The sequence below is a fragment of the Agriterribacter sp. genome, assembly GCF_035444585.1.
Taxonomy (GTDB): domain Bacteria; phylum Bacteroidota; class Bacteroidia; order Chitinophagales; family Chitinophagaceae; genus Agriterribacter.
The window spans coordinates 1-12278 of record NZ_DAOMOZ010000153.1; the positions used below are offsets into that span (position 1 = coordinate 1).

Below are 12278 nucleotides of genomic sequence, written 5' to 3' on the forward strand. Positions count from 1 at the left end.
ATAAGGCAACCGTTGCCGGCTGCCAGGTATTGGACGGTAAAATAAGCCGTAATTCCAAAGTGAGGCTGATCCGCGACGGAATTGTAATATATCCTACCGGTGAAGGACAAAGCGCAGAGCTGGGTTCATTGAAGCGGTATAAAGATGATGTGAAAGAAGTATCGAGCGGTATGGAATGCGGACTTACCATTAAGAACTATAATGACCTGAAGCCCGGAGATGTAGTGGAAGCGTTTGAGATTGAAGAAGTAAAAAGGAGCTTGTAAACCTTTGTTAAATAAGCGGGTCGTATTGCCCCTGCAGTGAAATGCCTTTATTTTTGGATGGCTTGAAAGGGTAAAATTATGAAACAATTCATATTTGTTGTTTTTCTGTCTGCAATGGGCTGTATGGTTGCGGCTCAGGGGGGCGGTCAGTCAAAAAAAGTGCTTGCAGACAAGATCATTGCCGTGATCGGTGATAAGATCGTGCTTAAGTCGGACATCACCAATTATATTGAAGATGAAAAAAGACAGGGCCGTGAATTACCACCCGATGCGGGCTGCATGCTGCTGCAGCAAATGATGGTGAGAAAAGCCCTCATGCTGCAGGCTCAGAAAGATTCTTTGCCGGTAAGCGATGAAGAAATTGAAGCCGAGCTTGACCAGCGGATCAGGTATTATATTGGCGCCTATGGCGGGAAAGAAGCGCTGGAACAGATAGCGGGAAAAAGTATTTACCAGATCAAAGAGGACAACCGCGTAGCCATAAAGGAACAGAAGCTGTCGGAAGCCATGCAAAGATCCATTATTGAAAACGTAAGAATTACGCCTACAGAAGTAAGAGATTATTTTGAAAAGATCCCCAAGGACAGCTTGCGGTTTTATGAAACGGAGCTCGAAATAAAACAGGTTGTGGCCTATGCAAAGGCCAGCCGGGAGCTCGAAAAGTATGCGCAGGATGAACTGGCAGAATATAAAAGACAAATTGAAAGTGGCGTTACCTCTTTCGACAGGATAGCTAAAATGTATAGCGATGATCCCGGTACCAAAGAAGTGGGCGGACGCTTTGAATTCAACAGGAACGATAAAAGTGTGGATGGTACTTTTTCTTCAACCGCATTTGCTTTAAAAGAAGGGCAAATATCAAGAGTGGTAAAATCAAAATTCGGATATCATATCATACAATTGGTAAGCAGAACAGGAGATGATGTGGTAGTACGCCATATTCTTAAAATACCCCAGATCACCGACAAAGAAGTAAACGAAGCGATTGCAAAGCTGGATACCATAAGAGCAAAGCTGGTTGCCAACACCCTGTCGTTCGGGGAAGCAGTGGATAAATACAGCGAGGATGAAAACAGTAAGTTCACTGCAGGATCAATCACCAATGCCCAGGGCTCCCCTTATCTTACCATCCAGGACCTTGATAAAAGCCTTTTGCCTGTATACAATGAATTAAAAGTAGGCGAATATTCGAAACCTGTTCCTTTCACTGATGAGAGAGGCCGGAAAGGCGCACGCATTGTTTATATACAAAGCAAAACCGAGCCGCATCGCGAAAACATTAAAGACGATTACAATAAGATCGCCGAGCGCGTTCTGGAAGAAAAAAAGGGTGAAATACTGAACAAATGGTTTCAAACCAAAATGCCCACTTACTATATTTCCGTGGATGAGGAGTTTCGCCAGTGCAGTGAAGTGAACAAATGGCTGGCTTTGTCGGCTGAGAACACGAGGTGATCATTATACATTTACAAGCGTTGTTTCTTCCTGCGCAATACCGTCTGCCGCATACCTTTCTTTTATTTCATGTAATACGTGTTCTACTTCGGCCCGCGTTTTTACCGTTACGAGTTGCATGCGGAAGTCTTTGATATGTGGTAATCCTTTAAGATAATTGGCGTAATGCCTTCTCATTTCGAGTATACCCAAAACAGGGCCTTTCCATTCTACGGATTTGCGCAGATGGGTCAGGCATACCGCTATTCTTTCTTCAACAGACGGACGGGGTAACAGGGTGCCGGTTTGAATATAATGCCTGATTTCCCTGAATATCCACGGGTACCCTATAGCGGCCCGGCCTATCATAATCCCGTCTACCCCGTACCTGTTCCTATATTCCACGGCTTTGGGCGGACAGTCAATATCGCCGTTGCCGAATATGGGAATATGTATGCGGGGATTGTTTTTTACCGCTGCAATCAGGCTCCAGTCCGCATCGCCTTTATACAGTTGCGAACGGGTGCGCCCGTGAATGGTAAGCGCCTGCACACCCGCATCCTGCAAACGTTCGGCTACTTCTTCTATATTTTTAGAGCCGTCGTCCCAGCCCAGGCGCGTTTTTACGGTTACCGGCAACGGGGTAGACCGTACAACAGCTTCGGTTAGCCTCACCATTAGGTCAACGTCTTTCAGCACAGCGGCCCCCGCTCCTTTGCAAACCACTTTTTTTACCGGGCAGCCAAAGTTGATATCAACGAGGTCGGGCTCAACCGCGTCAATTATTTTAGCGCTGAGCGACAACGCTTCTTCATCACCCCCAAACATTTGTATTCCAAAAGGACGCTCGAATTCAGAAAAATCTAATTTTTGTTTGCTTTTAATAGCATCCCTGATCAGCCCCTCGCTGCTGATAAATTCACTGTACATAAGATCGGCGCCGTTTTGCTTGCACACAAAACGGAATGGCGGATCACTAACATCTTCCATGGGAGCCAGGAGAAGAGGAAAATCGGGGAGCTGTATGGAACCTATTTTTACCGCCATTGCACGAACTGTCTTATCTTGCATTTACAGAACGGAACCGGTGCGGATTTAGCAAATTTACAATACATTGCAAACGCTTAAAGAGTTGATATTCAACCTGTGTGCCTGGTTTCATTCCAACGCAAGCCGCAAAGGTACACACTAATTTTATAAATTATGTACGATGCAGATTCCAGGGGGATTTCTTATGCCAATGCTTTTTTGATTCTGATAGGGCTATGGATAGCTGGTTTTATTGCCGGCGGGATACTGAGTATTCCCGTGTGGGTGCTGATGACCGGTAAGCGAATAATGAGCATGCCGGCCGAATTGCTGAATCCGGAAAACATTAATGCTGTTCGTGTTATCCAGGTAGTGTCTACAGCAGTGACCTTTTTTTTGCCGGCATATTTTACCGCGTTGATCATTAACCGCCGTCCCGGTAAGCTATTAGGATTTACCATGCAATTCAATTTGAGGCAACTGCTCCTGGCGTTGGGCATTATGTTCGGAGCGGCTATTGCTGCCGCATCTCTTGCGCAGCTTAATGAGCTGATCCCTATTCCCCAAAATGCAGCGGATTATTTTAGAGAGCTGGAGGACAACTATAGCGCCCAGGTAGAAGCCATGACCAACATCCGGACATTTGGCGACTATATCATCTCTATCATTATGATCGCTTTGTTGCCGGCGGTATTTGAAGAAACCTTTTTTCGTGGCGGAATGCAAAACCTGCTTACCCGGTTTTCAAAGAAGCCCTGGCTGGCAATTCTGATAACCAGCCTTATATTCAGTGTTATTCACCTTTCCTACTATGGATTTCTTGCCCGTGTATGTTTGGGCGTGGTACTGGGTCTGATCTTTTATTATTCGAGAAGCCTCTGGCTCACCATTGCCGCCCACTTTTTCAACAATGCCATTGCCGTTACCCAGATGTATGTGCTGATAAGACAGGGTAAACCGGTAAAGGAGGCCTTGAATGAAACCTACCCCATGTGGTGGGGGATCATTGGACTTATTTTTTTATTTCTCTTATTTATTGTTTTTAAAAAGATCTCAGCAACAGCTGTGCAAAAATATACGGCGCCGGAAGACAGGGCACGGGAAGAAAAATGGATTGCGTAAACAGGAATGTGAAATATGGAGATGCGGAAATTGGGAGATACTGATTTAAACTATCAATGATGGCAATGAACTGGCAGGTATTTAAAACAAGGGCCCTAACGGCACTGGTGTTTGTGGCTGTAATGCTGGCCGGACTGCTATGGAATGAATGGAGCTTTTTTATTTTATTTTCGGTTATACATTGGGGTTGCTGGATCGAATACCAAAGGCTGCTCAGAAAAATTGACCCTTCTTATGCATCTGTATCTTTCTTTCATGAGTATGGAGTAGTGCTGGCCGGATGGTCGCTGATGCTGTATTGTGCCGGTGATGAATACCGGATGGGAGGCATAAGCCTGCATGCCATAGGGCTTATCACAGGATTGATTTTTTCATTGGCCCTTCCCATTACCGAGATCCTTTTTTCCAGGCAGTTCAATCTTAAACACATCAGCTACTCTGCTATGGGAATAGTATATATTTCCTTAAGCTGGGCGCTCATGATCAGTATGCGATCGGTGGACGGGCTATGGATTTCGGCGAAAGATGATCAATTTGAAATAGGGCGTATAGTACCGCTTGTTGTTATTTTTTCGATATGGATCAACGATACCATGGCATATATTACCGGCTCCCTCATAGGTAAAACGCCATTCTCGAAAGTATCACCCAAAAAAACAATAGAAGGTACAATTGGCGGAGCAGTATGGTGTGTTGCGGCAATGGGCCTGCTGGCATACTATGTGCGGATACCTGTTGTTCATGTGTGTGTTATTGCAGGCATAGCAGCCATTTTAGGCACGGCCGGTGATTTGCTGGAGAGCAAGCTGAAACGTATGGCTGATGTTAAAGACAGCGGGCATCTTATGCCCGGGCATGGCGGTTTTTTAGACAGGTTTGATTCACTGTTGTTGGCTACGCCGGTAGTTTGGTTATATGTGATGGTTGCGGTGAAATGAATAGCTGCAAAATTTTGACGCTCTTTTGCCATTGCCTACTTTTGTTCATTCAACCTGTATAGATGACGGTACATAAAGAAGGATATCAAACCATTGCACTTTGCGGATTGTTTTTTGTGATCATCAATCTTGTGCTGTTTTATTTTTTGCCTTATAGCGTAAGCTGGTTGGCCTGGATCATTTTTATTCTTTCCTTTTTATTTTTTCTTTTTATCATTTCTTTTTTTAGAGTGCCCAAACGCACGCTCATCATCGATGATACCAAGATTGTTGCGCCTGCCGACGGGAAAGTGGTGGTGATTGAAGAAGCGGTGGATGAAGAATATTTTAAGGGGAAACGTTTACAGCTATCCATTTTTATGAGTCCTGCCAACGTACACCAAAACCTTAATCCGGTGAGTGGTGAAGTGGTATACAGCCGTTATCACAAGGGAAAATACCTGGTAGCGTGGGATCCCAAATCGTCTACAAACAATGAGCGGCATACGGTTGTAATACGAAACGCAAATGCAGAAGTGCTGGTTAAGCAAATTGCAGGCGCCGTAGCCCGTCGTATTATAAACTATCTTAAACCGGGACAAAAAGTGCAGCAGGGTGCCGAGATGGGGTTTATTAAGTTTGGCAGCCGGGTGGATGTGCTTTTGCCGCCGGGTACAAAAATCCATGTTCAGTTGAACCAGGCTGTAAAAGGCGGAATAACCGTGCTGGCAAGCTGGGGCGGGTGACTGTGAGTGGCGGCGGCGGTCGGCACGCGACAGCCCCAGACCGCACAACACATTGCGCTAAAAGATATTTTCCAGCTCTTTCAACGCATACACAGTATAGGTTGGTTGTAAAGGCGGTGTAATATGCTTATGATTAACATACACCTGGTCAATCCCGGCGTTTTTTGCACCCACTATGTCGGCTTCAATATCATCGCCCAGCATAATACTTTCGCTTACGGTTGCCCCCGTTTTATGCAGCGCATATTCGAAGATCTGTTTGTGTGGTTTCAGGCTGTTGCTTCCTTCGGAAGTAATTACTTTTTCAAAGAAGCCGGTAAGTCCCGAATATTTAAGTTTGCTGTGCTGAACCGTTTCAAATCCATTGGTTATAAGATGCAAAGCATAGCCCTTATTGCGCAGGTATTCCAGTATTTCTATTGCATGGGGAAACAGCAAAGTTCGCGTAGGCAGCCTGTCTAAAAAAAAGGTGTCCATGCTTCGCGCCAGTTTTTCATTGGCTGTTTTAAAATCCAGCAAGGTATGCCACATCCGCTTCCATCGCAGATCATCTCTTTTAATAAAGCCTTTGCGGTAGCGTTCCCATAACCTGGTATTATGATACACATATCTTTCATAAAAAGCATCAAAACTGTCTATGCCATGTGTGTTGAGTTCCAGCGCAACATGCAGCTCCTGCAACGTTTGTTTTGCATTGGATTCAAAATCCCATAAGGTATGGTCAAGATCAAAGAAAAGATGTTTGTAAGCCATGATATAAACAATGAAGCAAAAATAAGGATGTTTACCAGAAGTAAACGGGGTTGGTAATTACGCGTATCGGAAAGAGAGCATAGGTTGAAAAAGCTCCTAAAAATTGTAATATTGAATAATTTTCACAGCATTTTATGTTTCACAATAAAAATGATTTATGAATGTCATTATTACCGGCGCTTCCAGAGGGTTTGGAAAATCTATCGCGGAAATATTTGCAGCAAACGGGCATAACCTGTATATCAGCTCGCGCAATGATGTGGGCTTGTACAAAGCGATGGAAGAACTTACTACCCGTTTTCCGGAGGTGACCATTAAAGCCAAACCTTTTGATCTGAGCATTAAGGAACAGGTAAAGGATCTTGGCAACTGGATTTTGGAGTCTGGTATTTCGATAGATATACTGGTCAACAACGCAGGTTCATTTGAACCGGGAAGTGTATACAACGAGCCGGAAGGCACGATGGAAAATATGATGGCAGTTAATTTTTACAGCGCATACCACCTTACGCGGCTGCTGATCCATAGAATGATGGCGCAGCGAAGCGGCCATATTTTTAATATGTGTTCCATCGCATCTCTTCAGGCGTATAAAAACGGTGGTGCATACAGCATCAGCAAATTTGCGTTGGCGGGATTTTCAAAGAATCTGAGAGAAGAAATGAAACCACATGGCATTAAGGTTACAGCCGTATATCCCGGCGCGGCCTATACCGATTCGTGGGCACAAAGCGGCATTGATTCCCAACGGATAATGGCAGCAGACGATGTTGCAAAGATGATTTATGCTGCCTCACAGCTTACGGCACAGGCCTGTGTGGAAGATATTATACTGCGCCCCCAGTTGGGAGATGTGTGAGGGAAGGGACTTACTTATTGTTATGCATTGGCTGACGCCGGGAAAGGACCAAAGGAATTTGAAATTTAAAATTTGAAATTTCAAATTTCAAATCCAGGGGCTTCTTGGTGCTTTTACTGATATTTGCCTTTTACAATTTCATTTTTGACAGATATCCATTCCATACTACAATCCCATTGGGGCTATACTTCTTTTCGCCCAATGCAGGAAGATATCATACAAGCTGTATTGGGCGGTAAAGATACTTTGGCCATTATGCCAACAGGCGGAGGCAAATCCATATGCTTCCAGGTGCCCGCCCTGGCATCGAAAGGACTTTGCCTGGTAATAACACCCCTGATAGCATTAATGAAAGACCAGGTGCAAAATTTAAAGGCAAAAGGCATACTGGCACTTAGCATTCACTCGGGGATGCAATTTGCCGAAGTTAAAAAAACACTGGATAATGCCCTGTACGGGAATTATAAGTTCCTGTATGTGTCGCCCGAGCGGCTGGAAACGGATCTTTTTAAAGAGTATTTACCGGCTTTACCCCTTAACCTGATCGCGGTAGATGAGGCGCATTGTATTTCGCAATGGGGCTATGATTTTCGGCCCGCCTACCTGAATATCGCTTCTGTTCGTGAACAAAAGCCCGGAGTACCTGTGTTGGCCCTTACCGCATCGGCAACCCTGCCGGTGCAGGAGGATATTTGCGATAAATTACAATTTAAGCAAAAGCAATTGTTCCAGTTGTCTTATGAAAGGCCCAACCTTTCGTATAGTGTATTTAATGCAGATGTAAAGCTCAATAAGTTACTGGAGATCATTGAGAAAGTGCCGGGCAGTGGAATAGTATACTGCCGAAGCCGGAAACGCACCAAAGAGATAGCGGATCTGCTCCGGCTGCACCACATCAGCGCCGATCATTACCATGCCGGTTTATCGCATGAAGAAAGAAATGAGAAACAGGAAAACTGGCTTAAAAACAAAATTCGTATCATAGTATGTACCAATGCTTTCGGTATGGGTATAGATAAGCCGGATGTAAGAACGGTAGTGCATGTGGATATACCGGATTGCCTTGAAAATTATTACCAGGAAGCCGGTCGTGCCGGCCGTGACGGTAAAAGATCCTATGCCGTGTTATTATACAGGCACGAGGATATTGATGCGCTTCAAAAACACCCCGGTATCCGCTTCCCTTCTATTGAAGAAATAAAGAATGTATACCAGTGCATTGTAAATTATCTTCAGCTGCCATCCGGATCAGGTGAGGATATATTTTTTGATTTTGATATAGACGAGTTTACCAGGCGTTTTAAGTTAAACCCGGTATCCGCTGCTTATGCAATAAAGGCCCTGGAGCAGGAAGGTATTGTTGAGTACAATGAACAATTGTTTATGCCTTCTACAGTGGTTTTTTGCTGTGGTAAAGAAACGCTCCGGGAGACCGAAAGCGAAAACCCCGCCGCCGCGGCCTGTATTAAATTCCTGTTGCGTTCGTATGGAGGCATTTTTGATATCCCTGTACCTGTAAGTGAGCTGCAAACAGGCAAAAGTTTAAAAAAAGATATAAGCGAAATAAAGAAAACGTTGCTGCACCTTCATTCGCTGGGTATTATTATTTATGCCCCCCGGAAAGATAAGCCCCAACTGCGTTTCCTGAATAACCGGGTGGTAACCGGCAATTTAACCATAAATGCCCGCAACTATCAAAAGAGAAAAACGGTTCTTATAAAGCAAATAGAAGCCATCACGCGTTATGCGGGCAATGCCACAGATTGCCGTGCCCAAATCATAGCCGGCTATTTTAATGATCATGCAGCGAAGCCCTGTGGCATTTGCGACAATTGTATTGAAAAGAAGAAAACAGGGCTTTCCCATGAAGATTTTTCATCGTTGCAGGCAGATATAACAAAAGCGCTGGGTTCGGGCTCCTTAACCATAAAGGAATTGATGCAGCAATTGCGCATTACGGATGAGAAAAAGATCTGGGAGGTCATTGAGCATTTACTGGCAGAAAACTACCTCGAAATGAACGAATCGGGATATAGCGGAAAAGTTAATATAAAAAAAAAGGGCCAGGATAAAAATCCAGCCCGTTTTTAAAATCCAATATCCTATGAAAAACCGAGTCAAAGATAGCAATGATAACGGTTATAACAATACCCTTTTAGTGGTATTCACTTAATATTTTCTACTACTTACCAATCAGAATTGACCCTAAATTATATTATGCTTTTCCCTTTTAAAGAAGAAGATTTGCTAAAGTGCTTAGAACCAGCTTGTTTTCTTTTTTGAGCTCCGCCTTCCACCCAATCCCAAAGCGCCTAACAGGCTCCTCGTAATAATGGAAGCCGCTGTTCTTTGTACCTGCCTCGCTGCGGGATTATTTAAAATCCTTTCAAGGGCCGAGGGCTCGGGTTTGGAGGAAGTTTTACCGGCAGCCTGTTCTGCCGATCTTTTCTCAGCTTCTTCTAATTTTCCGGACACGATCTCATAAGCACTCACATTGTCTATGGTTTGTTCATATTTTTTTACCAGCTTTGATTGTGTTGTTAGCGCGCTGATCTCAGCTTCGGTTAAAACATCCATTCTTGACCGGGGTGAAGTAAGTAAAGTATGCGCCAGGGGAGTGGGAATTCCTTTTTCGTTCAGCATGGTTATTAAAGCTTCACCTATGCCCAGTTCGGTGATCAGTTGATTTACCTGGTAATAGGAGGTTTCGGGGTAATTTTCTGCAGCCTGTTTGATTGTTTTGCGGTCGGCAGCGGTAAAAGCCCTTAAGGCATGCTGCACTTTTAAACCCAGCTGGCTTAATACGGCTGCCGGTATATCCTGGGGGTTTTGCGTGCAAAAGAAGATCCCTACTCCTTTTGACCGGATCAGTTTAACCACCGTTTCTATTTGCTGCAACAATGCATCCGTTGCTTCCTGGAATACAAGATGGGCCTCATCAATAAACAATACCAGCTTGGGCTTATCCAGGTCGCCGGCTTCAGGCAATATGGCATACAGCTCAGCGAGGAGTTGCAGCATGAAAGTAGAAAAAAGCTTGGGGCGGTTCTGCATATCCGTTACTCTTAGTATATTGATCATACCGCCTCCGTCATCGCTGATCCGCATCAGGTCATCCACTTCAAAAGAAGGTTCCCCGAAAAACACATCAGCGCCCTGCTGCTGCAGCTCTATTACCTTCCGCAAAATAGTGCCCGTGCTGGTAGTAGAAATTTTACCATACTGCTTTTCAATACCAGCCCTGCCTTCGTTGCCAATATACTGGAGCATTTTAATAAAATCTTTCAGATCAACGAGCGGGATCTTCTCGTCATCGCAATACTTAAAGATCACCGCCACCAGTCCCTGTTGCGTATCATTTAGTCCCAGTATCTTTGAGATCAGAATGGGCCCGAACTCACTAACAGTGGCCCGCAACCGAACGCCTTTTTCCTCACTCAGGCTCATCAGCTCAGCCGGAAAGGACTTCGGAACGTATTCCAGCGCCATTTTCCCGTACCGTTCTTTAATTTTATCGTTAAGTATTCCCTCTTGTGCTATACCGCTCAGGTCTCCCTTGATATCCATCAGCAATACGGGTACACTGGCATCACTCAGCCCTTCGGCTATAACCTGCAGGGTTTTGGTCTTTCCTGTTCCGGTAGCTCCGGCAATTAACCCGTGCCGGTTCATTGTTTTTAACGATAAATGAACAGGGGCTTCGCTGAGCACTTCGCCATTCAGCACGGCTGCACCCAGTGTAAAGCTTTCACCTTTAAAATGATAGCCGTTGTTAATGGTTTGTATGAAATCTGTTTTATCTGGCATACGCAACAATTTTCAGGAAAGTTAAGGGATCAGCGCAAAAATTTATATGTCTTCTTCCCGCTCTAACATTAGTATAGCACTTTGCGGAACAATAAAATACTTTTCCTTTTCGTACATGACTTCTGTAGCGCCGCTCAATAAAAAAATAGCCAGGTCGCCTTCCCTGGCCTGGAGCGGAATATACTTAACCTGCTCTTCTTCAGGCTTCCATGATTCATTTTCAACCGGCATGGGAATGGCATAGCCGGGGCCGTGTTTGATTATATAGCCCTGCTGTACTTTTTCTTTTTCCTGCACACCGGGCGGAAGATACAATCCACTCGCTGTTCTTTGGTCAGACTGGAGCGGTTTTATCAGCAGCCTGTCGCCTATGACGATCAGCTTTTTAAATTTATTTTCCGGAGTTAGTCGCATGTTTGTTTTTATTTTAATTGCAAAAATAAAGATTCGTATATTTAATACCTTTTAACAAAAGTTTATTCGCATTTTATTATAAAGCGGAAACTAAATATATTTATTTGCCACTAAATGTATGTATTATGGAAGCACAAAAGCACAAAATATTATTATGTGAAGACGATCAGAACCTGGGGCTGGTATTAAAGAATTACCTGGAGCTTAATGATTATGATGTAACACTGGAAAGGGACGGCCGCCTCGGTTTGGCCGCCTTTCAGCGTGAAAAATTTGAGCTTTGCCTGCTGGATGTTATGATGCCCAATATGGATGGATTTAAGCTGGCTGAAGAGATCAGGGACATCAATCCCGACATTCCGCTGTTTTTTCTTTCGGCAAAAACGATGAAAGAAGACATTATCCAGGGCTATAAATTAGGGGCCGATGATTATATAACCAAGCCTTTCGACAGCGAGGTATTGCTGCTCAAAATTAAAGCCATACTCAAGCGGAATGATGATCTGAACAAAGACGCTACCAATATAGAATTTGATCTTGGCAATTATCATTTTAATCCAAAGCTGAGGGAACTTACTATTGCCGGGAAAACACAAACCTTATCGCCCAAGGAAAATGAATTGCTGAAAATGCTGGCAGAATATAAGAATGATCTGCTGCCGAGGGAGCTCGCATTAAAGCGCATATGGGGCAGCGATACCTACTTCAACGGAAGAAGCATGGACGTGTATATAGCCAAGCTCCGAAAATATCTTAAGGAAGACCCCAATATTGAAATAGTGAATATACATGGCAATGGCTTCAGGCTGGTGGTGAATGAATAAAAGTAGTCAGTTGTCAGTAGTGAGTGGTGAGTGGTAAGTTCACATTGACAACTCACCATTCAATGTCGTTGAAATAAGGTTCAAAGTTGTTTATAGTTCATAGCGGG

The 12278-nt window shown here is 44.2% G+C and carries 12 protein-coding genes; 8 read left to right on the plus strand and 4 right to left on the minus strand.

Going from position 1 to position 12278, the window contains the following annotated elements; genetic code table 11:
- Both PLH26_RS15265 and PLH26_RS15270 read left to right on the plus strand, forming a co-directional pair.
- The coding region (locus PLH26_RS15265; RefSeq protein ID WP_324586896.1) for an EF-Tu/IF-2/RF-3 family GTPase at window positions 1–266 on the plus strand (266 nt) is incomplete at its 5' end.
- 78 nt (window positions 267–344) lie between these two features.
- On the plus strand, window positions 345–1721 hold the full coding sequence (locus PLH26_RS15270) for a peptidylprolyl isomerase (RefSeq protein ID WP_324586897.1): 1377 nt from the start codon (window positions 345–347) through the stop codon (window positions 1719–1721).
- A 3-nt stretch (window positions 1722–1724) separates the two neighbouring features.
- On the opposite strand, the gene dusB is transcribed toward PLH26_RS15270, so the two are convergent.
- Window positions 1725–2771 (minus strand): tRNA dihydrouridine synthase DusB, encoded by a 1047-nt coding sequence (gene dusB, locus PLH26_RS15275; RefSeq protein ID WP_324586898.1) that lies wholly within the window; start codon window positions 2769–2771, stop codon window positions 1725–1727.
- Between the two features lie 132 nt (window positions 2772–2903).
- Here dusB and PLH26_RS15280 point away from each other — a divergent pair, with 132 nt between their 5' ends.
- The 3 genes from PLH26_RS15280 (at window position 2904) to PLH26_RS15290 (ending at window position 5514) form a co-directional block, all read left to right on the plus strand.
- Window positions 2904–3851, plus strand: coding sequence for a CPBP family intramembrane glutamic endopeptidase (locus PLH26_RS15280; RefSeq protein WP_324586899.1), 948 nt, complete (start codon window positions 2904–2906; stop codon window positions 3849–3851).
- A gap of 65 nt (window positions 3852–3916) precedes the next feature.
- Window positions 3917–4789 carry a phosphatidate cytidylyltransferase gene (locus PLH26_RS15285; protein ID WP_324586900.1) on the plus strand — a complete coding sequence of 291 codons (873 nt, stop codon included), beginning with the start codon at window positions 3917–3919 and terminating at the stop codon, window positions 4787–4789.
- Between the two features lie 62 nt (window positions 4790–4851).
- The gene (locus tag PLH26_RS15290) at window positions 4852–5514 is read left to right on the plus strand and encodes a phosphatidylserine decarboxylase family protein (protein WP_324586901.1); all 663 of its coding nucleotides are present in this window, start codon (window positions 4852–4854) and stop codon (window positions 5512–5514) included.
- Between the two features lie 57 nt (window positions 5515–5571).
- Here the strand turns inward: PLH26_RS15290 and PLH26_RS15295 are convergent, their stop codons facing one another.
- Window positions 5572–6267: a YjjG family noncanonical pyrimidine nucleotidase gene (locus PLH26_RS15295; protein WP_324586902.1), complete on the minus strand. Its 696-nt coding sequence runs from the start codon at window positions 6265–6267 to the stop codon at window positions 5572–5574.
- A gap of 157 nt (window positions 6268–6424) precedes the next feature.
- Here PLH26_RS15295 and PLH26_RS15300 point away from each other — a divergent pair, with 157 nt between their 5' ends.
- Both PLH26_RS15300 and PLH26_RS15305 read left to right on the plus strand, forming a co-directional pair.
- Entirely contained in the window at window positions 6425–7126 is a 702-nt protein-coding gene (locus tag PLH26_RS15300) for an SDR family NAD(P)-dependent oxidoreductase (protein WP_324586903.1), read from the plus strand.
- A gap of 144 nt (window positions 7127–7270) precedes the next feature.
- Window positions 7271–9217 (plus strand): RecQ family ATP-dependent DNA helicase, encoded by a 1947-nt coding sequence (locus tag PLH26_RS15305; protein WP_324586904.1) that lies wholly within the window; start codon window positions 7271–7273, stop codon window positions 9215–9217.
- Between the two features lie 165 nt (window positions 9218–9382).
- Here the strand turns inward: PLH26_RS15305 and PLH26_RS15310 are convergent, their stop codons facing one another.
- Both PLH26_RS15310 and PLH26_RS15315 read right to left on the minus strand, forming a co-directional pair.
- Window positions 9383–10933 (minus strand): helicase HerA-like domain-containing protein, encoded by a 1551-nt coding sequence (locus PLH26_RS15310; protein WP_324586905.1) that lies wholly within the window; start codon window positions 10931–10933, stop codon window positions 9383–9385.
- A gap of 42 nt (window positions 10934–10975) precedes the next feature.
- Window positions 10976–11347, minus strand: a complete 372-nt coding sequence (locus PLH26_RS15315) for a co-chaperone GroES (protein ID WP_324586906.1) — start codon at window positions 11345–11347, stop codon at window positions 10976–10978.
- A gap of 125 nt (window positions 11348–11472) precedes the next feature.
- On the opposite strand from PLH26_RS15315, the gene PLH26_RS15320 reads away from it, so the two are divergent.
- The gene (locus PLH26_RS15320; protein WP_324586907.1) at window positions 11473–12171 is read left to right on the plus strand and encodes a response regulator transcription factor; all 699 of its coding nucleotides are present in this window, start codon (window positions 11473–11475) and stop codon (window positions 12169–12171) included.
- Window positions 12172–12278 lie beyond the last annotated feature (107 nt).